We start from the raw sequence: 19,885 nt of genomic DNA on the forward strand, positions 1-19,885 counted from the left end.
GTTGGGCGCAGCAGGCTGCGCCCCGTTCCACGGGATCTCGTTCGCTTCAATGCCCTTTAGTTCATTACGCCGCTCGTCTTCCAGCTCCTTCACGGTTATCCCGTGAACTTTCGCTATTTCCTGTGCCTTGAATAAAAACAATTCTCATTCGTATGGACGAGAAGGGATAAATGTTTATAATTCGCCAATCTATGTAAATTATCGTAAATGGATGTTTTTAAATGTGTGCATGGAAGCTATGCATCTGGGCTTTGGCGTTTATGGCCAGTGTCGGGCGTTTTCATTGCGTTCAGGCAGCGGAAATTGCCAGCCCGGTCGACCGCGACAGCATTACCCAACAGCAAAAAACGTTGCTGGAACAGGCGCAGCAGCAGCGTGAAGCACTGCAAAGCAATGTCGCGTTGCCTGCATTACCGCTGCCTGTGGCGAGTGCGGGCGAGGGAACCTGCCACAACGTGCAACGCATTGTCTTTCAGGGGGCGGAACACCTTTCCTGGTCGGTGAAAGAAAAACTGGCAAACCCCTACCAGGGCCGTTGCCTGACTTTGAACCACATCAATCGTTTGGTGCGTGAAACCACCAATGCCTATCTGCAACGCGGCTATATCACCTCGCAGGCCTTCCTGCAGGATCAGGATATTGCCGGCGGTACGTTGATCATCAGCGCCAATGAAGGACGGGTTGAATCCATTACGCTTGATGGAGAAAACACGCTGGCGTTACGAATGGCGTTCCCCGGCAGGGCCGGTGAGGTATTGAACCTGCGGGATATTGAACAGGGGATGGAACAGCTCAATCGGTTGCCCTCAAAGCAGGTGAGCATCGATATCCAACCTGGAACGCATTCTGGTTATTCAAACGTGGTATTGCGGCGCAGTTCCGTGCGTTTGCCCGTTGCACTTTCTTTTGGTGCAGACAACAGCGGCCAGAAAAGCACGGGCACCGGGCAGATGAATACCGGCATAACGTTGGATAATCCATTGCGCCTTGCCGAACAGTGGTCATTTTCTGCGGCACGTAACGGCGATTTCAGCCATAGCCATCGCAGCCGCAGCCTCAACGGCGGCGTGACCTTGCCTTACGGCTACTGGCTATTCAGCTATCAATATGCCTGGAATGATTTTTTCCAGAACGTGCCCTTCAATGGCGACGCTTACCGCTATAAGGGAAATAGTCAAACCCAGCGTTTGGGTGCCAACCGCACGCTGTTGCGGGACGGTACGCGCAAGTTTTCTGTCGACATAGGGCTGACGCGCAGGCGTACAGAGAACCAACTGGCGGGCGAACGTCTGGCTATCAGCAGCCCGACGCTCAGCGTATTCAGCCTCGGCGGGAATTACAGCGCGGTCGCCGGGCGCGGCTATCTGACGCTGAACCCGACGGTAAGCCACGGCCTACGTATGTTGGGTGCCACCACGGATGACCCGGAGCATACCAATGCGCCGCGCAGCGAGTTTCGCAAACTCAGCCTCAGCGCCAGTTACTTCTATCCTCTGACTCCCTCTTTGTACTACCTGACATCAGCCTACGGGCAAACTACGCCGGATAACCTGTACTCCAGCGAGCGCGTCTCCGTTGGCGGACAGTATTCGGTTCGCGGCTTCAAGGAGCAATACCTGACCGGCAATCGCGGTGGGTACTGGCGTAACGAGCTCAACTGGCAATGGATGACGCAGCCGGGGCTGGGGGACCTCTCTTTGATTGGCGCGTTGGACACCGGCTGGGTGCAGGGGCGCGCCGGGCAAATCGACGGTGGAAACGTCAGTGGCGTGGCGCTGGGCGCTTTGCTGAATGGGCGATGGTTCAATCAGTCGTTCACCGTCGGTAAACCCCTGAAGCACCCTGGCAGCTTGCAACCGGATCATTGGGTGGCCTACTGGCAAGCCGCCTTCACGTTATAACGTCAGCACAGGGTAAGACGCCCGCAGATGTCTAAAACCAACATCATTTCAAAGGAGTGAATAATGGATAAGCTCAACCACCCGTTACCCCGAAGTATCAGCTATCTGCTGATTTATCTGACGGCGCTGCAGCCATTGCACCCCGCCTTTGCCGCGGGTATCAACGCCGCCAACGGCAACACTCAGGTGGTCATCAAACCGGGTAACGTACCGGTGGTGAATATCGCCACGCCGAACGGTGCGGGCATTTCTCATAACACCTATAAGGATTTCAACGTCGGGGCTCCGGGTGCTGTGCTGAACAATGCGACACAGGGCGGAAAAACGCAGCTAGGTGTCGATATTATCAACGGCAACCCTAACCTCAAGGGTAAACCGGCCGATTTGATCATCAACGAAGTCACCGGCGGCAGCCGTTCCGAACTGCAGGGCAAGCTCGAGGTGTTCGGCAACAAGGCCAACGTGATGATCGCCAACCCCAATGGTATCAGCTGCGACGGTTGTGGTTTTATCAACGCTCCCGGCGTCACCCTGACTACCGGTAAACCGCAGTTCGACAAGCAGGGTGCGCTGGAAGCGCTGGAGGTGAAAAAGGGGGGCGTCACCATCGGCGGCAAAGGGCTGGACGGCAACAGCGCCGATTACGTCGACATCATCAGCCGTGCTACCGAACTGAATGGCAAGATCAACGCCAATAATCTGTCGCTGACCCTGGGGGCTAACCGCGTCAGTTTCAAAGACGGCACCATCAAGCCTATCGCCGGCGAAGGCGCTAAACCTGTTCTCGCGGTGGACACCAAAGCATTGGGCGGCATGTATGCCAATAAGATCCGTCTCGTGGCCAATGAGGATGGGGTCGGGGTCAACCTAAATAATATCAATAGCACGCAACGGGATGTCACACTTACCGTTAATGGACGTATTGAACTGGGACAAGCGCATGCACAAACGGATTTGAACGTCAGTGCCAGAGAGGTTCATATTGCCTCCGGCGTTAAGGTCCGCGGCGAACGCGACGTGACGCTGGCTGCCGATACGCTCAACAACAACGGCAATGTGACTGCACACCGAGATATGCGGGTGTTTGCCGACAAGGTACGCAATGTTGAACTGCGTGACGGAGACAACACGGCGTTGCACAGCAACAACACTTTATGGATCCAGAAAGATGCGCAGGGCAATAAGGCGACTAGCGTTGAGAACCGCTCGGCGAAGATACTGACCAACAGCGGTGATTTGGTTATTAGAACTGAGAGTCTGAATAACGTTCGGAATGAAATGAGCGCGGGCTGGAGAAATATCCCCGGGGATTCAAAGGTATTTAATAAATCATCCGTTGGCAGTTACTACGACACACGGCAAGGGGTGGATGCTGTTGTGCGACTGGAACCTGAATTGAAGGATTTTGGTATTGGCAGTTGGTTTGGGGAAATCAATCTATCAAAAAACGATAAGGTAAATGTCGGACGGGATGACTATGTGATCACTAAATCACAGGTGCCGGGTGTGATCAGCTCGGGTAGTAATGCTTATATAAACGCGACGTCTCTCTGGAACGATCAGTCCAACATTCATGCAGCCAAAAACCTGATACTGACGGGGAAAGACTTTATCGTAAAGAGTTTGCAACTTGGCCAAAAAGATCTGTATTGGCAATTAGGTTCTTCTACTTTTGGTGTCGGTAGCATAGCCCGTGATGAAGATGCTCCTCCAGGTGACTGGGATCTGTTAAACGTTACTGAAAAAGCTGCATATACCAGGCAGCAGGAGTTACTGGCATGGAAAGATAAGGGGCATCAGAAATCGTCAATTACCGCTGGTAATAACCTGACTGCGGATTTTAACGGCGGAATTCATATCGATACGCCGTTGCCGTACGACGTGAAAACCAGTGAGGCTGTGGTTTCAACTCGTCCAGACACGTTAGTCGCGAAAAATATTCTGCTGCATGCCAATACGATCGGCAATACCGATGCTATCCGGGCAAGCGGTGATATCACGCTTATTGCCGAAGATAGAATTAATCTTGGTCAAGGTGTACTAAACGCCGGAAATAATGTGTCCATGACTGCGGTGAATAATATCGATGCCTGGCAGAGCGAGGTGAAAGGAAAAAACGTCACTCTGTTGACGAAGAATGGTGAGATCAAGTTCCACACCAGTCGGGGACCGCATTATTTCCAACCGGACGGTTCGCATTGGATGGGAGGGCTGGAAGCCAGCGGCGATCTGACGTTGAATGCAGGCAGTACCATCGCGCTTCTCAATACGCGTTTGGCGCCACAGAGCCGTAACATCGCTATGACGGCGAATGGCAGCATTACGTTGGACAGAGACTTCTCCTGGTTGTGGTATAAACCGTTTTCACCGGCTATTTCTCCCACTCCGGCCAAAGAGCTGGCGCTGTTTAACCAGATGTTGGCGGTAGGGCAAATGAGTGCTAGTGGTTCTGTGCTGCTTAATACTGGAGGTTACCTGGCTCTACGGGGTGCTCAGATTAAAGCGGCCAAGGATATTACGTTACTGGCTGGCCATAACGCCGATCTCAATTATCGTGGGTTGAATGAACGAGTTAATTATCTTTTTCACTCAAACAGAACTCCTGAGTTAGGCAGCAAAGTGCACGCCGGGGGCAATCTGCTGATTAACTCTGCGCGTGATCTCGGGACTCAGGGCGGCACGCTCTCTGCCAACGGCAATATTTCACTGCTTGCAGGACAAAACCTGTGGTTGGCGGCGGCTGGTTACTCCGCCATCGATGCGGTTAACGATAATAACAAAGACGATCGTCATCTGGTCACGACCCTTAATGCAGGGAAAAATTTTACTGCTGCGGCCAACAACCAGTTGCTGACCTACGGCGCCAAACTGAGCTCCGGCGGTAACATGACCCTGACCTCGGGCGGAGACATGCGCTTCGAGGCGGTGCAAAATCATACCTACCGCGAGGGCAACAAGGAATTTACCGAAACACGAACCCAGCAGGGTACTGAGCTAACTGCCGGTGGCCTGATGACGATCATTTCTAATGGCAGCATTTTATTCCAGGCGACCAAACTGGTGGTTAAGGGATTGGGTGCCAACTGGAAGCCGCCGGTCGCGGTGACTGACTGGGGCCAGCGCATTGCGGTAGCTGAACAGCAGATTCAGAATGCGCAGCGGCAGATTAACCAGGCACAGCAGGACAAAAAGAATGCTGAGCTTGCTGTTGCTCAACGCGTATCTGCTGTTCAGCAAGCAGAAGTCGCCGTTAGAGAAGCAGAAAACGGGCGCGACGAATTTATTAGCAATAATCCACCTCACGAGTATGGGAACGGTTGGTCAGCGGAGGTGGGGAGTTGGAAAAAATTTGTTACACAGCGCGAGAATGAGCTTGCTACGGCGAAAAATAGCCTCGCAACGGCCCAAAATGACGTCATTCTGGCTACCCAGCGTATCAATCAGGGTAACAACGGTAAAAACGAAGCGCAAAATCGCCTGACTGCTGCGCGTCAAGAGGCGCAACTCAAGGAGCCGGATGAGGCTCGTCAGAGGGCTGAGGTCAACGCGTATAACCAGGCTGAAGCCATGCGAGCCGGCAATATGGATATCGCCGCCAAGGGCGGTTATCTCTATGCTCAGGCGATGGAAGAGTCCAGCCACTACGAGAAAACCGAGAAGAAACGCAAATGGTGGGGCAAGAAAACCGAAGTTAAGCAGACTCGCCATGATGTAGCCAATAAGGTCACCGAGTTTACTGCCGCCGGCAACATCAACCTAATGAGCCGCGACGACAGCACCTATGAAGCCAGTAAAATCGCCGCCGGGCAGAATGCTCGATTAACCAGCACATATGGGCAGGTCAACTTCCGTGCCGTAAAAAATACCTCCTTCGAGCAAACGATCAGCAACTCGAAAGGTTTCTTCATCAAGCAATCCAATAAAGGCTATGAAGACAACAAGTGGGTGCTGCCGAGCATTCATACTGGCGGTACGCTGACCGTCGATGCGGCAAAGGGTGTTAGCGCCGACGTGAAGGCGAAAAACGGCCAGGCGCTGCAAAGCGCGATAGATGCGCTGGGTAATACGCCGGGCACCACCTGGGTAAAAGACCTCAACAAACGCAACGACGTGCAGTGGAACATCGTCAAGGACGCCTACGACAGTTGGGACTACAAGAGCCAACACCTGAACCCGGCGGTGGCGGCGGTGATTGCCATTGCAGCGGCGGCAGTGACAGCGGGCAGTTCGCTCACGGCGCTAGCTGCCAGCAATATTGCCGGGGCCATTGGTGGCGGTGCAGTGACCAGTGGTGCGGTGACGGCCGGGATGTCGTCGCTTGCCTCTCAAGCGGCAGTGGCATTGGTGGAAAATCAGGGCAACCTATCGAAAACCCTGAAAGTGCTGGGCAGTAACGAAAGCGTCAAGGCGACCGCGACCGCCATGGCGATTGGCGGGGCGCTCAACGGCTTTGACAGCGCGATGGGTTGGAGCAAGGACGCAGCGGGCAAACCGCTCAACCCGAACAACGTCAAGTTGCCGCAGCTGAGCAACGGCGACTGGAGCAAGGTGGCGCAGCGGGTGGCCGGGCAATCGGTCATCAGCTCCAGCTTGAACACCACCATCAATGGCGGCAGCTTCAAAGACAACCTGACCAATGCGCTGCTGGCGAATATCGGCAGCCAGATTAATGCTGAAGGGGCGAAGCTGATTGGGGATAACGGCGAAGTATTGGGCGTAGTCGGTAAATCTGTCAGCCATGCGGTGGTGGCGGGCGTGGCGGCGGAAATCGGACGCGGTGACGGTAAAGGTGCGGCGGCAGGGGCGCTGGCGGCGGAGCTGGCCGGGGTGATATTGGGCGATAATATCATCAAGCCGGATGAGTGGCAGAAGAAATCGGAACAGCAGGCGCAGATGGCGCGAGTTCTGGGAGCAGCCGCTGGCGCAGTCTTCACCGGCAAGTCTGATGGTGCTTACAGTGGTGCCACCGGTGGTGAGAATGCGTTCCGATATAACTATCTCAGCCACAAACAACAAGAATTGATGGAGAAGGATTTGGCGGCCGCGAAATCGCCGCTCGATAAAGCGGTGGTGTTGGCGAACTGGGGAATAACGAGCCATACCCAGGATGGCGCCTTTGCGGCGGGTGTAGTCTCCGGCATCCCGGTTGAAATCAGCGATACGGTGGATGGTTTGGTCGCCGTGGCCAGCAATCCACGCGAGGCCGCGGATGCATTAATAGCTCTGATAAAGAACGATGAACGCTTCTCGATTATTGGCGAAAGTGTGAAACAGGAATACCTGGGGCGGGTCGAAACATTCAAGACGAAGTACGAACATGCCGGCGTGGATGGCGCTTTTGGTGCAGGTCTGGAGTTTGGTAAACTGTCGATGGCCGGGCTGGGGCTGTTTGCGGGGGCGGCAGGCGCAGGTAAGCTAGGTGTTAAGGTAACTACCAATAGCATCAAGGCGTTAGAGAAAACAACGGTAAAAGATCTAACAACGTTAGGGTTAACCCGAGAGCAGCAGGCGATAATAAAAAATGCTGAAGGGATTTCTACTGCGAAAGCTCACCAAGCAACCGCCCCCCGTGATTTGAATGAGCAGGTGTTATGGAATTTGGTGAAACAAAATCCTGAAATGGGGATAAAGTTGGATCTAAATAAAGATCCCAAGTTTTCTACTACAGTGGGGTTCCAAAAAATGCAAGCTTTACATGAGCTTCCAGATGGTAACAATATTATTATTCACTATCAGTATAATAAATATACCGGTAAGGCATACGATATAAAATTTGACTCACCAAAACGTAATGATTTGCAGCCAGGCCCGTCCATTAAAGGAGGCAAGGAAAAATGAGGATAAAAACTAGAAGAGGAACTCTAATCGATGTTTTTGCGTTCTACACTATAGAGGGCGAGAAGTATTTTTATGGTTTACCCCCTCGATACGGTGCACTTATTGCGTATAGAAGCGAAGAAGTTACCGTGGTCGACCCTACAATATCGTGGAAATCTGTTTTTTTCTCCAATGGCATTTATCATCATTCCTTGATAGAAGATGAATTGCTTGATGACCTGATAGAAAGAGATGAAGGGAATTATAGAAATTTTGTGGCTATCTTGAAGGCAGAGGGGTCTATCCGACAAGATTTCCCTGAGGATTTGGACTAACCTGAACGACGGCTCTTCGGAGCCGTTTTTTGCTTGATGTTGTATTCCACATGACGGTAGTTATTTGGTACTGGGTGGTACCAATATCAATGCTGGAAAGGATATGACACACAATGCCGACCTTACTATAGCACGTTGATTCTGGGAAAAATCGAGGATGGCGTGAAGACGCTGAGCTAGCAACTGGTGATCTATACAAAACAAAACTTTCAATACCCAACCGGTTGCCGACTTTATCAAAGGAGAAAACGGCTGCGGGGGGGCATCTGTCGACTAAAATGGCGGATTATCTGCGGGATATTCAGAAGGTTAATACTGACCAACTGGTTAAACTTTTCGATAAAACGCAGTCAGATTGTAACTGCAACAGTTTTTGGTAAGTCTATAGCCCAAGTTTTGGGCGATGGAGGCAATAATAGAAAAGGAACAACAAAAGTTTTTGCTTCTGAATCGCTTGGCGATAAGGAAATCTATGACTATACACAATCACTTGCTGGAGGCCTTCCTCTTAAAGAGGTTATAAATTCGAAAGGCATTGTTTATTACTCTAAGTTTGAAGGAAAAATAATAAACCTGAGAAACTACTTTACAAGTGCACAAGAGTCGAAAGCTCGGTGGATGACTGATATTATCGGGAATAAAGATATAAACAAAGTTTCGAATCTTTCCGATAACAAGTTTGAAATGAAGTTTAGATAGGTGATCTTTATGCTTACGATAGAACAATATGAAAATAGGAAAGAAGCTCTCGAGGGGGCATCGATGGTGACTATTTGGGAAAATATTCATCCGGATAGTCTATCAGGTAAAATATCACTTTCTTTTAATGATGAGAAAGAGTTGTTCCTCTGGTTTATCGAACGTTTGATGAATGAAGGGAAAGTAAAACTTGGCAGCGGAGGCATGCTCTTGACGGGGACGGTAAAAGAACAGGTAGATAAGTTTCGAGCCAGTTTTCCTAATACTCCTGAAGAGATGGAGTATGGAGCTTTTAATGGATATTGGTTTTTATCTGATGCTTGCCCTGCTGGTCTTGTCTGGATCCACGAGAGTGGCTATAAGGATTGGACCTGATATACACAGAAGCGGCTCTTCGGAGCCGTTTCCTACCTAATTCTTTCTTCACAAAAATACCAATACGCTTAGCGAGTTATGGTCTCCTCGAGAAGAGGGCAATGAGAAGACTGTTCAGCAGGCTGCTACATTCAAAAACCAGGTTACAGAACTGAGGACTGGTCTACCATCAGCCCCGAAACGCAGTGGTAACGTTGCAGTGGCCAGTATTGATATATCTGGAATGCCAAAGACACTTGCAAGCCATAATCTCATAGACGTTGCAGGTAAGGGGTTTGTTGGGATGGGAAAAGAAAATTTCAAATATGAGACTGTTCTCACTGATGATGGTAGACATGTAGCAAGAAATATAGACTCCGAATATAAAATATTGGATAACTTAGCCGATAGATTAGGTAAAAACTATTCCGTAAAAGGCTCTGTTACTATTTTCACCGAAAAGCCTGCGTGCGAAAGCTGTTTAGGCGTTGTTAAACAATTCGAGAGTAGGTACCCTGGAGTGAAAATTGAAGTTTTGGACAATAACGGTGTGCGTTTGATTCCGGGAAGAGGTAAATAATAATGAATGTGATGAGTTATGATAAAATAAGAAGTAGCTTTGCCTATTCAAGTTACGCTTATTGCAGAAATATACTTAACCTACTAAAACGTGGTGGTAGTAATTCGGTTTGTGATACATCTGAACAGGCGTTTGCGTATGAGTCATTAGAAGGTTCGTTTGAAGAACCGATAGAATGCCTCATGCTCGAGCTAGTAACGCTCATCTTTATGGCTGGTAGATGTAGTGATAAAACAGTAAAGTTCCACACAGATATCATATTAAAAATTTTATCCGCAAATGATTTATCCGAAATGCTTAAGGATGTAACTGAAGATGACAAAAACGAAATTTTAAACGATCTTCGATTGCTTGGCTTGATCGATAAGCCTGAATAAAAGGATGCTCGTGTGGATCTATGTGTTTTGTCTAACGTCTGGATCCATGACAGCGGCTATGAAGATTGGACCTGATCCGCACACAGAAACGGCTCTTCGGAGCCGTTTTCTCTTGATGTTGTACCTCATATAAACGCCGATAGGACGCGGCGGGCAAACCGCTCAACCCGAACAACGTCAAGTTGCCGCAACTGAGCAATGGCGATTGGAGCTGTATAGAAAAGCCATGCCTTCCTGTGAGCAAGAAATGTATTACGGACTGTGGTTCACATTTGAAGAATGCCCAGGGGGGCTGTCTGGATCCATGATGATGGATATCAAGACTGGACTTGATTTGCTTTGTCATATTAACAACCCGTAAGGGCCATCAAGTACGCTATAAAAACCCGCTTTCGCGGGTTTTTCACTTTTATTTAACCAGCGGCTTATCGCCAGGCGTTTTGAACTTCGCCAGATACTGCGGTTGGAAGATGCACATGCGCAGCACGGTGCGGTATTCGCCGTTAACGAAGAATTCGTCAATCAGTTCGCCTTCCACTTCGAAGCCCAGCTTGCTGTAGATGTGGATCGCCTTCGGGTTTTCTTTGTCGACGATCAGATACAGCTTGTACAGATTCAGCACCGAGAAGCCGTAATCCATCGCCAACTTGGCGGCGGTGCTGGCGTAGCCTTTGCCCTGATGGGCCGGATCTATGATGATCTGGAATTCTGCGCGACGATGGATGTGGTCGATCTCCACCAGTTCCACCAGCCCGACTTTGGCGCCTTCGTGGGCGATGATAAAACGCCGCTCGCTCTGATCGTGGATGTGCTTGTCGTAGAGATCGGAAAGCTCGACAAAGGCTTCGTAAGGTTCTTCAAACCAATAGCGCATCACGCTGGCATTGTTGTCCATCTGGTGGACGAACGCCAGATCATCCCGTTCCAATGGACGTAGCCTGACGCTGGTAGTGCTGGACATGTGTGTTCCTCTATGTCGTGAAATTGTGCAAAGTATAACGTCAGGGGCTTGATTGCGGCGAAAAAAAACGACGCCGTGAAAGGCGCCGTTTAGAGGGGGTTCAGAGTACAGCGATCAGTCTGCTGCGTGCCCCTGTTCCGGCAGGCGTTCGCCGTCCAGCCAGGCGGCGTTATCGCGCATCGCCAGCCGGCCTTCGGCAAACCAGTTCACCACCAGCGGGTAAATGGTGTGTTCCTGAGTTTGCACCCGTTCAACCACCTCGTCTTCCTCGTCGCCGGGGAAAATCGGCACCTTGGCTTGCAGGATCACCGGGCCGCCGTCGAGCTGTTCGGTCACGAAGTGCACCGAAGTGCCGTGTTCGCTGTCACCGTTGTCGATGGCCTGGCGGTGAGTATGCAGCCCGGGGTATTTCGGCAGCAGGGAAGGGTGGATATTCAGCATGCGGCCTGAGTAGCGCTGCACGAACTGCGGGCTGAGAATGCGCATATAGCCGGCCAGCACCACCAGATCCGGCTGGTACCGGTCGATGGCATCCGCCAGCGCAGCGTCAAACGCCGCGCGGTCGGCAAAGGCCTTGGCATCCAGCGCATGGGCGGCAATGCCTGCCGCTTCTGCGCGTTGCAGGCCGTAAGCCTGCGCCTTGTTGCTGAACACCGCCACAATCTCGGCGGCAATCCGGCCCTGCTGGCAGGCGTCAATCAGTGCCTGGAGATTGCTCCCCTGGCCGGAGACCAACACCACGATCTTTTTCATCAGTTGATGACCACTTGTTGTTCGTCGGAAGAAGCGGTCAGTTTACCGATCTTCCACGCTTTTTCACCGGCTGCGGTCAACAATGCGATGGCTTGTTCAACGGATTCTTCCGGCAGTGCGATCACCATGCCCACGCCACAGTTAAAGGTGCGGTACATTTCGTGGCGGCTGACGTTACCGGCCTGCTGCAGCCAGCTGAATACCGCCGGCCACTGCCAGCTTGATTCGTCGATCACCGCCTGCATGCCTTCCGGCAGCACACGAGGGATATTTTCCCAGAAGCCGCCGCCGGTCAGGTGAGCGATAGCGTGCACGTCGATTTTCTCGATCAGTTCCAGTACCGATTTCACGTAAATCTTGGTCGGCGCCAGCAGATGGTCAGCCAGCGGTTTGCCTTCCAGATCGGTGGTGGTTGGATCGGTGTTGCTGACTTCCAGGATTTTGCGCACCAGCGAGTAGCCGTTGGAGTGCGGGCCGGAAGCGCCCAGCGCGATCAGCGCGTCACCGGACTGCACTTTGCTGCCGTCGATGATTTCGGATTTCTCGACCACGCCGACGCAAAAGCCGGCCACGTCGTAATCTTCACCGTGGTACATACCCGGCATTTCGGCGGTTTCACCGCCCACCAACGCGCAGCCGGACTGCTTGCAGCCTTCGGCGATACCGGTGATGACGCTGGCCGCAGTGTCTACGTCCAGTTTGCCGGTGGCAAAGTAATCCAGGAAGAACAGCGGCTCAGCGCCCTGTACCACCAGGTCGTTCACACACATTGCAACCAGATCGATGCCGATGGTGTCGTGGCGTTTCAGGTCCATCGCCAGACGCAGCTTGGTGCCTACGCCGTCGGTACCGGAAACCAGGATCGGCTCGCGGTATTTCTGCGGCAACGCACACAGGGCGCCAAAACCGCCCAGACCACCCATCACTTCCGGGCGGCGGGTCTGTTTAACTACACCTTTGATGCGGTCTACCAATGCATTGCCAGCATCGATATCGACACCTGCGTCTTTATAGCTGAGAGAGGTTTTGTCGGTCACTGCGCGATCCCCACGACGGTTTGCGGTTTGAATACTGTGCATCCGGCGTTGATACCGGAATAAGGCGCGGCAATTCTAACAGCGCAGGCAAACGTTTGCGAGTGGCTTGTGAACCAGCTCCGCTTTTTCGTCATCTATACTGCTATTCAAACTTTTGTTGATCCCGATCGGGCTATTGTGGGTGGCGCGGTCGGTAAAAGGAGTTATAATCCCGCGATTTTTTTGGCCTTCAACCACCTTAATAGGAGAAAAATGATGAAGATCGTTGAGGTGAAACACCCGCTGGTGAAACACAAGCTTGGTCTGATGCGTGAAAACGACATCAGCACCAAACGCTTCCGTGAGCTGGCCTCAGAAGTGGGTAGTTTGCTGACCTATGAAGCGACCGCCGATCTGGAGACGGAAAAAGTCACCATCGAAGGTTGGTGTGGGCCGGTTGAAATAGACCAGATTAAAGGGAAAAAAATTACCGTTGTACCGATCCTGCGTGCAGGTCTGGGCATGATGGAAGGGGTGTTGGAGCACGTCCCTAGCGCGCGTATCAGCGTGGTTGGCGTTTACCGTGACGAAGAAACCCTGGAGCCGGTGCCGTATTTCCAAAAACTGGTTTCCAATATCGAAGAGCGTTTGGCGCTGGTTGTTGACCCGATGTTGGCTACCGGCGGTTCGATGATCGCCACTATCGATCTGCTGAAGAAAGCCGGCTGCAACAGCATCAAGGTGCTGGTGCTGGTTGCGGCGCCGGAAGGGATCGCCGCGCTGGAGAAAGCGCATCCGGATGTCGAGCTGTACACGGCCTCCATCGACCAGTGCCTGAACGAGAAAGGGTACATCGTGCCGGGCCTGGGTGATGCCGGCGACAAGATATTTGGTACCAAATAAAAATAAGCCGACTGATGAGTCGGCTTTTTAATGCTCGTCGTCTTTCAAGCTACAGCGTTGTTGTCTGCGGGCGCTAACCCCAGTCACTTATTATAAATAAGCTCCTGGGGATTAACGCCCTTGCCGCCTGGCTGTAACTTGAAATCCATAGAGCATTCATAGTCAAACCAACACAACTGATAATAGCCCAGAGGAAAAACATCCATGACCCGTCGCGTGATAGGCGTAAGCGAACGCCCGCCGTTACTGCAGACCATTCCGCTCAGCTTCCAGCATCTTTTCGCCATGTTTGGCGCTACCGTGTTGGTGCCTATCCTGTTCAAGATCAACCCGGCGACGGTGCTGCTGTTCAACGGCGTCGGCACGCTGCTGTATCTGTTTATCTGCAAGGGCAAGATCCCGGCCTATCTCGGTTCCAGCTTTGCCTTTATCTCACCGGTGCTGCTGCTGTTGCCGCTGGGTTATGAGGTGGCGCTGGGCGGTTTCATCATGTGCGGCGTGCTGTTTTGCCTGGTGGCGCTGATCGTCAAAAAAGCCGGCACCGGCTGGCTGGATGTGATGTTCCCGCCGGCGGCGATGGGGGCCATTGTTGCGGTTATCGGTCTGGAGCTGGCGGGTGTGGCGGCCAATATGGCGGGGCTGCTGCCGGCCGACGGCACCAATGCGGATGCCACTACCGTAACCATTTCGCTGGTGACGTTGGGCGTGACCATCCTGGGCTCGGTGCTGTTCCGCGGTTTTCTGGCGATTATCCCGATCCTGATTGGCGTGCTGGTGGGGTATGCGCTGTCGTTCTTTATGGGCGTCGTGGATCTGACCCCGATCCGCGAGGCGCACTGGTTTGCGCTGCCGACTTTCTATACCCCGCGTTTTGAATGGTTCGCCATCTTTACCATCTTGCCGGCGGCGCTGGTGGTAATTGCCGAGCACGTTGGGCACCTGGTCGTGACCGCCAATATCGTGAAGAAAGACCTGATCCGCGATCCGGGCCTGCATCGCTCAATGTTTGCCAACGGCATCTCGACGGTGATTTCCGGCTTCTTCGGTTCAACGCCGAACACCACCTACGGCGAGAATATCGGCGTAATGGCCATCACCAAGGTTTACAGCACCTGGGTGATCGGCGGCGCGGCCATTCTGGCTATTCTGCTTTCCTGCGTCGGCAAGCTGGCGGCGGCTATCCAGGCAGTGCCCGTGCCGGTGATGGGGGGCGTTTCACTGTTGCTGTACGGGGTGATAGGCGCTTCCGGCATTCGCGTGCTGATTGAATCCAAAGTGGATTACAACAAGGCGCAGAACCTGATCCTGACTTCGGTGATCCTGATTATCGGCGTCAGCGGCGCCAAGGTGCATATCGGGGCGGCGGAGCTGAAGGGCATGGCGCTGGCGACTATCGTCGGTATCGGCCTCAGCCTGCTGTTCAAGGTCATCAGCCTGTATCGCAAGGAAGAAGAGGTGATCGAAGCGCCGGATGAATCGGCACAACGGAAGTAAATAAAAACGGGCAGCCAAAGGGCTGCCCGTTTCGTTAATGAGTAATCCGTTAACTGCGGATTTTGCGGTAAACGAACAGCACTACGATAGCGCCGATCACCGCCACCACGAAGCTGCCGAAGTTGAAACCGTCAACTCTGCCATACCCAAAGAAGGTGCTGATGTAGCCACCGACCACGGCGCCGACAATACCCAACACGATGGTCAGAATAAAACCGCCACCGTCTTTGCCTGGCATGATCCACTTGGCTAAAATACCGGCGATGAGACCGAAGATAATCCAGGAAATAATACCCATTTACTGCTCCTTACTTTGCTTTTGAGACTCGATTTTCATTACTGCTGCTTGGCTGGCGGAGTATTTTCTGTCACCACAGCGTTGGCGTCATTTTTTAATTCTTCCGCTTTATTCTCAGCGCTGTTTTTAATCGCTTCGGTTTTCGTCTTGGCCTGTTCGGTCAGATCCTTGGCGCCACTGATAGCATCGTTTTTAATGGATTTAGCCTGCTCGACCAGCTGTTGGCTTTGTTGGGTGGCGTCATCCTTGATGGCATCGGCCTTGGCCTTGGCATCATTGGTGATCGCTTCCGCCTGCCTGGAGGCGTCGTCTTTAATGGCTGAAGCCTTGTCTTTAAGCTGGTCAGCCTGAGTGGATGCCTCTTTTTTGATGTCCTTGGCGGCGGCTTCCGCTTTATCGGTCAGATCGTCCGCTTTTTTCTGTGCGGCGTCTTTCATCTGCTCTGCGCTGTCTTTGGCTTTTTCAAGATTGGCGTCGACTTTGGATGAATCATCACAACCGGCAACCAACAGCCCAATGATTGAGGCCAAAAGCACTTTATTCCATACTTTCATTGTCTATGTCCTTGTAGAAACCTAGTTGATGGTGACTGCATTTCGCCTCTCTATACTAGGATAAATCTTGGCTAAAATACAAATTTCACCAGCGATGGCAGTAAGTTACTTTGCGGGCATGGGGGGCGGTTGCTCACTATTGCGGCATAAAATCCTGCCGGTTCAACAGAGCCCGCTTTTTGTGGTAGACTTACCGCGTTTTCCTGCCAGTTTTGGTTGAGGTGCTTCCCTGAATACGCCGGCACAGCTTTCACTGCCACTTTATCTTCCCGATGATGAAACTTTTGCCAGTTTTTATCCGGGCGAGAACCCATCCCTATTAGCCGCGATCCAGTCTGCCGTTCGTCAGGAACATGGCAATTATATCTATTTCTGGTCTCGCGAGGGCGGTGGGCGCAGTCACCTGTTGCATGCGGCCTGCGCAGAGCTTTCGCAGCGCGGAGAGGCTGTGGGTTATGTCCCGCTGGATAAGCGTGCTTATTTCGTGCCTGAAGTGCTGGATGGCATGGAGCAGTTGGCTCTGGTGTGTATCGACAATATCGAATGCATCGCGGGCGACGAAGAGTGGGAAATGGCGATCTTTAATCTCTATAACCGCATTCTGGAAACCGGTCGTACGCGCCTGTTTATTACCGGTGATCGTCCGCCGCGTCAATTGAACCTCCGTCTGCCGGACCTGGCTTCGCGCCTTGACTGGGGGCAAATCTACAAGCTGCAACCGCTGTCGGATGAAGAGAAACTGCAGGCTTTGCAACTGCGCGGAAAACTGCGTGGCTTTGAACTGCCGGAAGACGTAGGCCGTTTCCTGCTGAAACGGTTGGATCGCGAGATGCGCACGTTGTTTATGACGCTGGATCAGCTCGATCGCGCCTCGATCACCGCTCAGCGCAAGCTGACCATCCCGTTCGTCAAAGAAATTCTGGGGCTGTAGAAAATAATATTGGGCACGATAGATAACTCTCGCACCCAAGTATGAAACTACAAAATCTCCAGCACCTGCTCCGGCGGCCGGCCGATACGCGCTTTGCTGCCTTTGACCACGATAGGGCGTTCGATCAACTTCGGATTGGCCACCATTGCCGCCAGCAGCTGCGATTCGCTCAGCGTTTCATCCGCCAGTTTCAGTTCTTTGTACAGATCCTCTTTTTTACGCATCAACTCGCGTGCGGAGCTGAAACCCAGCTCCTTCAGCAGTTTCTTCAGCTCTTCCGCCGACGGCGGCGTTTCCAGATACAGCACCACTTCAGGCGTTACGCCGTGCTGCTCCAGCAGCGCCAGGGTTTCGCGGCTCTTGGAACAGCGTGGGTTGTGGTAAATAGTGACGTTTTTCATTTAATTCATCCTTATGAAAATCAGCTGCGCTGGTACTGGCGGAAACGCTCTTGCAACTGGCGAAGCTGGTCGATGCGCGCATCATAGCGCGCCTGTTTCAGGCTACCGAGTTTTTGCAGCGAACTGGCGTTGCTGAGCAGGCCGATCGCCTGATCGAGGCGGCCGGTGAGCGCCAGGCTCTCGGCGCGGGCGGAAAGCTCTTCATCGCGCAGCCCCTGTGCGGCGCTGGCCTGGGCCAGCAGATCCCAGGCATTGGGATCGTCCGGATGGGCGAAGGTGTAGCGGTTAAGTATTTTTGACGCCTGCGCCGGCTGGTTGCCTTCCACATAGGCGTTGGCCAGGTTGAGCTGCAGCACCGGGTTGTTGCTCTGCGCGGCGTTGGCGGCCTGCAGACGGGCGATGGCCTGCGGCGCGCGTTTCTGACCGAGATCGATGTCGGTCATCAGATCGAGCAGCCAGACGTTTTTCGGATCTTGCGTCAACAGCGGCTGAATGAGGTTGCGGGCGTCGTCGTATTTTTTCGCCTCATAGAACAGGATGGCGCGGCCGTATTTGGCGGCCATCTGCTCGCGCACGTTGCCTTTGCTGTAAGTATCGAGCAGTTCTTCATTCAGACCGTAACCTTCCGAACTGTACATGCCCAGCGAACGCACCTTGGCCATCAGGTAATCCTGTGTGGACTGCACCAGGTGCTTCGGCATTTGGTTGGCGCGGTTGCGCGCATCGGACAGGCGGCTGTCGGGCAAGGGGTGTGTCAGCAGCATTTCCGGCGGCTTGGAGGCATAGCGCGATTGGTCGGACAGTTTCTGCAAGAAATTGGGCATCGCTTCCGGATCGAACCCGGCGCGTTGCAGCACTTGAATGCCGATGCGGTCGGCTTCCTGTTCATTCGATTGGGTAAAGCTGATCATGCCCTGTTGGGTGCCGGCCAGCGTGCCGCTCAGTGCCGCCATGCCCATGGTCGGGTTGGCCATCGCCAGCAGGATTGAGCCGAGGGCGCCGACCCAGGTCAGCGGGGCATTGCGCTGCTGGTCTTCCATTGCCCGCGCCAGATGGCGTTGGGTAACGTGCGAGATTTCATGCGCCAGCACAGAGGCCAGTTGGCTTTCGTTTTCGGTTTCACGGAACAGGGCGGAGTGCAGCACCACGTTGCCGCCAAAGAAAGCGAAGGCGTTGATTTCGTCGTTGCGCACCAGATAGAAATGGAATGGCGTACGCACCGAATAGGCGCTCGCCACCAGCCGGTTACCCAACTGGTTGATGTATTGGGTTAGCAGCGGATCGTTGATCAGGGGCGCGCTGGCGCGTAACTGGCGCACATAGAAATCCCCCATCGCCAGCTCCTGGCCGATGCTCAGGGTGCCGCCCGCAGAGGTGCCCATGTCCGGCAGTTGATCCTGGGTTTCCGCCTTCGCCGGCGCCATCGCCGTGGCGTTGATCGCGCCGAGCAACAGTACTGCAATCGCTGTTTTGGTCAACCGGGTGGTCATAGTCAGGCCTTCCCTTAAATAGTCATCTCTAAGACGTCAGCATCACATAAGAGTTCTTCTTCCGTGCCGGGCTCGCCAAAACAATCAGCGCGAAAGTGCGGTGGCTCACAAAACGGCACGCTGCAGCGCCGTTTAAACAGATCACATCATAGTCAGCCGCAGGCGACAATGAAACTTCCGTCAGGGAATAACCAGGCAAAAAAGTTTTATTTTTCATTTCTGAACCCCGCTTTTATGCCGCTCTGCGCGCCTTTCCCTTGTCGATTGATTCAGGTTGCACGAATAAACAGGGATTGAGTTTGTCCGTGTTTTATTGACAAGATAAACGGAGACTAATATAGTCTGTGTTATTGAAGGCCACATCATACTGAAGACTCAAAAATGGCGTACATCACAACCAGCGTTGAATATGGTATCCACTGTTTGCTCTGGCTGGTCGGCGATAACCAGCGCGCCCTCAGCAGCCGTGAACTGGCGGAATTGCAGGGCGTTTCCCCCAGCTTCCTCGCCAAAATATTTCCCAAACTCGAAAAGGCGGGGATAGTTGCGGCCAGCGAAGGGGTGCGCGGCGGCTACCGGTTGGCGCGCCCGGCGGATGAAATCAGTTTCCTGGAAATTATCGACGCCATTGAAGGGCACAAACCTTTGTTCGACTGCCAGGAAGTGCGTGGCCGCTGCGCCGTATTCGACAATTCGCCGCCCGACTGGGCGATTTCCGGCAAGTGCGCGATCCATGCGGTGATGCTGCAGGCGGAAAAAGCCATGCGCGACGCTCTGGCGGCGCAAACTCTGGGCGCCGTCGCCACGCGTTTTGGCCGTAAGGCACCGCAAGGCTTCTTCAGCGAGGTGAATATCTGGATCGATGAACGCATGACCGGGCGCACCACCCGCAGCGGCAAACCGGCGCGTACCAAGCCCTAACGTCGCCGCAGTACTTCCCTGAAAAGACTCTTTTTTCCCGCCTCTCCGGAAGAGGCGGGGGCCCTTCTGCGCCCTGTCGACGGGCGGCGGAGCGGCGCCG

20 protein-coding genes are annotated in these 19,885 nt (G+C 53.2%); 11 read left to right on the forward strand and 9 right to left on the reverse strand.

Annotated elements, in window-relative coordinates:
* The first annotated feature begins 221 nt into the window (after nt 1-221).
* The 7 genes from V2S86_RS01145 (at nt 222) to imm2 (ending at nt 10,063) form a co-directional block, all read left to right on the forward strand.
* A complete protein-coding gene (locus tag V2S86_RS01145; RefSeq protein ID WP_330760878.1) occupies nt 222-1,901 on the forward strand; it encodes a ShlB/FhaC/HecB family hemolysin secretion/activation protein in 1,680 nt (559 codons plus the stop codon).
* Between the two features lie 63 nt (nt 1,902-1,964).
* Nucleotides 1,965-7,739 (forward strand): DUF637 domain-containing protein, encoded by a 5,775-nt coding sequence (locus V2S86_RS01150; RefSeq protein WP_330760879.1) that lies wholly within the window; start codon nt 1,965-1,967, stop codon nt 7,737-7,739.
* A complete protein-coding gene (locus V2S86_RS01155) occupies nt 7,736-8,053 on the forward strand; it encodes a hypothetical protein (protein ID WP_073438612.1) in 318 nt (105 codons plus the stop codon). The genes V2S86_RS01150 and V2S86_RS01155 overlap by 4 nt, the downstream gene beginning before the upstream one ends.
* 186 nt (nt 8,054-8,239) lie before the next feature.
* A complete protein-coding gene (locus tag V2S86_RS01160) occupies nt 8,240-8,752 on the forward strand; it encodes a hypothetical protein (protein WP_330760880.1) in 513 nt (170 codons plus the stop codon).
* A 9-nt stretch (nt 8,753-8,761) separates the two neighbouring features.
* Nucleotides 8,762-9,127, forward strand: coding sequence for a DUF596 domain-containing protein (locus V2S86_RS01165; RefSeq protein ID WP_073438616.1), 366 nt, complete (start codon nt 8,762-8,764; stop codon nt 9,125-9,127).
* A gap of 151 nt (nt 9,128-9,278) precedes the next feature.
* The gene (locus V2S86_RS01170; protein WP_330763131.1) at nt 9,279-9,686 is read left to right on the forward strand and encodes a deaminase domain-containing protein; all 408 of its coding nucleotides are present in this window, start codon (nt 9,279-9,281) and stop codon (nt 9,684-9,686) included.
* Nucleotides 9,687-9,688: 2 nt separating this feature from the next.
* Nucleotides 9,689-10,063 carry an Imm2 family immunity protein gene (imm2, locus tag V2S86_RS01175; protein WP_330760881.1) on the forward strand — a complete coding sequence of 125 codons (375 nt, stop codon included), beginning with the start codon at nt 9,689-9,691 and terminating at the stop codon, nt 10,061-10,063.
* 409 nt (nt 10,064-10,472) lie between these two features.
* On the opposite strand, the gene speG is transcribed toward imm2, so the two are convergent.
* The 3 genes from speG to purM form a co-directional block, all read right to left on the reverse strand.
* A complete protein-coding gene (gene speG, locus V2S86_RS01180) occupies nt 10,473-11,024 on the reverse strand; it encodes a spermidine N1-acetyltransferase (RefSeq protein WP_004951898.1) in 552 nt (183 codons plus the stop codon).
* Between the two features lie 114 nt (nt 11,025-11,138).
* On the reverse strand, nt 11,139-11,777 hold the full coding sequence (gene purN, locus V2S86_RS01185) for a phosphoribosylglycinamide formyltransferase (protein WP_330760882.1): 639 nt from the start codon (nt 11,775-11,777) through the stop codon (nt 11,139-11,141).
* Nucleotides 11,777-12,814: a phosphoribosylformylglycinamidine cyclo-ligase gene (purM, locus tag V2S86_RS01190; protein ID WP_330760883.1), complete on the reverse strand. Its 1,038-nt coding sequence runs from the start codon at nt 12,812-12,814 to the stop codon at nt 11,777-11,779. The genes purN and purM overlap by 1 nt, the downstream gene beginning before the upstream one ends.
* Nucleotides 12,815-13,069: 255 nt before the next feature.
* Between purM and upp the strand changes: the two genes are divergently transcribed.
* Both upp and uraA read left to right on the forward strand, forming a co-directional pair.
* Nucleotides 13,070-13,696 (forward strand): uracil phosphoribosyltransferase, encoded by a 627-nt coding sequence (upp, locus tag V2S86_RS01195; protein ID WP_006316899.1) that lies wholly within the window; start codon nt 13,070-13,072, stop codon nt 13,694-13,696.
* A gap of 204 nt (nt 13,697-13,900) precedes the next feature.
* Nucleotides 13,901-15,190 carry a uracil permease gene (gene uraA / locus V2S86_RS01200; protein ID WP_330760884.1) on the forward strand — a complete coding sequence of 430 codons (1,290 nt, stop codon included), beginning with the start codon at nt 13,901-13,903 and terminating at the stop codon, nt 15,188-15,190.
* A gap of 49 nt (nt 15,191-15,239) precedes the next feature.
* Here uraA and V2S86_RS01205 read toward each other — a convergent pair whose 3' ends face one another.
* From V2S86_RS01205 to V2S86_RS01215, 3 genes are all read right to left on the reverse strand, one after another.
* Entirely contained in the window at nt 15,240-15,488 is a 249-nt protein-coding gene (locus tag V2S86_RS01205; RefSeq protein ID WP_006316897.1) for a GlsB/YeaQ/YmgE family stress response membrane protein, read from the reverse strand.
* 38 nt (nt 15,489-15,526) lie between these two features.
* Complete coding sequence (locus V2S86_RS01210) at nt 15,527-16,042, reverse strand: E3 ubiquitin--protein ligase (protein ID WP_330760885.1); 516 nt, start codon at nt 16,040-16,042, stop codon at nt 15,527-15,529.
* Between the two features lie 71 nt (nt 16,043-16,113).
* Nucleotides 16,114-16,356, reverse strand: a complete 243-nt coding sequence (locus V2S86_RS01215; RefSeq protein WP_330760886.1) for a hypothetical protein — start codon at nt 16,354-16,356, stop codon at nt 16,114-16,116.
* Between V2S86_RS01215 and hda the strand changes: the two genes are divergently transcribed.
* The gene (gene hda, locus V2S86_RS01220; protein WP_330763132.1) at nt 16,272-16,973 is read left to right on the forward strand and encodes a DnaA inactivator Hda; all 702 of its coding nucleotides are present in this window, start codon (nt 16,272-16,274) and stop codon (nt 16,971-16,973) included. The two genes, V2S86_RS01215 and hda, sit on opposite strands and share 85 nt — an antisense overlap.
* A 47-nt stretch (nt 16,974-17,020) precedes the next feature.
* Here hda and arsC read toward each other — a convergent pair whose 3' ends face one another.
* The 3 genes from arsC to V2S86_RS01235 are packed head-to-tail and all read right to left on the reverse strand — an operon-like array spanning nt 17,021 to nt 19,081.
* Nucleotides 17,021-17,374, reverse strand: coding sequence for an arsenate reductase (glutaredoxin) (gene arsC / locus V2S86_RS01225; RefSeq protein ID WP_330760887.1), 354 nt, complete (start codon nt 17,372-17,374; stop codon nt 17,021-17,023).
* Between the two features lie 20 nt (nt 17,375-17,394).
* Nucleotides 17,395-18,864 (reverse strand): beta-barrel assembly-enhancing protease, encoded by a 1,470-nt coding sequence (locus V2S86_RS01230; RefSeq protein WP_330760888.1) that lies wholly within the window; start codon nt 18,862-18,864, stop codon nt 17,395-17,397.
* 28 nt (nt 18,865-18,892) lie between these two features.
* Nucleotides 18,893-19,081, reverse strand: coding sequence for a hypothetical protein (locus V2S86_RS01235; protein WP_062868236.1), 189 nt, complete (start codon nt 19,079-19,081; stop codon nt 18,893-18,895).
* A 164-nt stretch (nt 19,082-19,245) separates the two neighbouring features.
* Between V2S86_RS01235 and V2S86_RS01240 the strand changes: the two genes are divergently transcribed.
* Nucleotides 19,246-19,785 carry an RrF2 family transcriptional regulator gene (locus V2S86_RS01240; protein ID WP_330760889.1) on the forward strand — a complete coding sequence of 180 codons (540 nt, stop codon included), beginning with the start codon at nt 19,246-19,248 and terminating at the stop codon, nt 19,783-19,785.
* The last annotated feature ends 100 nt before the right edge of the window (nt 19,786-19,885 follow it).

Source organism: Serratia sp. C2(1), assembly GCF_036352655.1.
Classification (GTDB): domain Bacteria; phylum Pseudomonadota; class Gammaproteobacteria; order Enterobacterales; family Enterobacteriaceae; genus Serratia; species Serratia inhibens.

Bases quoted from the DNA above. Each gene is read 5' to 3' on its own strand.
- V2S86_RS01145 (WP_330760878.1), top strand. From the start codon at position 222: ATGTGTGCATGGAAGCTATGCATCTGGGCTTTGGCGTTTATGGCCAGT.
- V2S86_RS01150 (WP_330760879.1), top strand. From the start codon at position 1,965: ATGGATAAGCTCAACCACCCGTTACCCCGAAGTATCAGCTATCTGCTG.
- V2S86_RS01155 (WP_073438612.1), top strand. From the start codon at position 7,736: ATGAGGATAAAAACTAGAAGAGGAACTCTAATCGATGTTTTTGCGTTC.
- V2S86_RS01165 (WP_073438616.1), top strand. From the start codon at position 8,762: ATGCTTACGATAGAACAATATGAAAATAGGAAAGAAGCTCTCGAGGGG.
- imm2 (WP_330760881.1), top strand. From the start codon at position 9,689: ATGAATGTGATGAGTTATGATAAAATAAGAAGTAGCTTTGCCTATTCA.
- speG (WP_004951898.1), bottom strand. From the start codon at position 11,024: ATGTCCAGCACTACCAGCGTCAGGCTACGTCCATTGGAACGGGATGAT.
- purN (WP_330760882.1), bottom strand. From the start codon at position 11,777: ATGAAAAAGATCGTGGTGTTGGTCTCCGGCCAGGGGAGCAATCTCCAG.
- upp (WP_006316899.1), top strand. From the start codon at position 13,070: ATGAAGATCGTTGAGGTGAAACACCCGCTGGTGAAACACAAGCTTGGT.
- uraA (WP_330760884.1), top strand. From the start codon at position 13,901: ATGACCCGTCGCGTGATAGGCGTAAGCGAACGCCCGCCGTTACTGCAG.
- V2S86_RS01205 (WP_006316897.1), bottom strand. From the start codon at position 15,488: ATGGGTATTATTTCCTGGATTATCTTCGGTCTCATCGCCGGTATTTTA.
- V2S86_RS01210 (WP_330760885.1), bottom strand. From the start codon at position 16,042: ATGAAAGTATGGAATAAAGTGCTTTTGGCCTCAATCATTGGGCTGTTG.
- V2S86_RS01215 (WP_330760886.1), bottom strand. From the start codon at position 16,356: ATGGGTTCTCGCCCGGATAAAAACTGGCAAAAGTTTCATCATCGGGAA.
- arsC (WP_330760887.1), bottom strand. From the start codon at position 17,374: ATGAAAAACGTCACTATTTACCACAACCCACGCTGTTCCAAGAGCCGC.
- V2S86_RS01230 (WP_330760888.1), bottom strand. From the start codon at position 18,864: ATGACCACCCGGTTGACCAAAACAGCGATTGCAGTACTGTTGCTCGGC.
- V2S86_RS01235 (WP_062868236.1), bottom strand. From the start codon at position 19,081: ATGAAAAATAAAACTTTTTTGCCTGGTTATTCCCTGACGGAAGTTTCA.
- V2S86_RS01240 (WP_330760889.1), top strand. From the start codon at position 19,246: ATGGCGTACATCACAACCAGCGTTGAATATGGTATCCACTGTTTGCTC.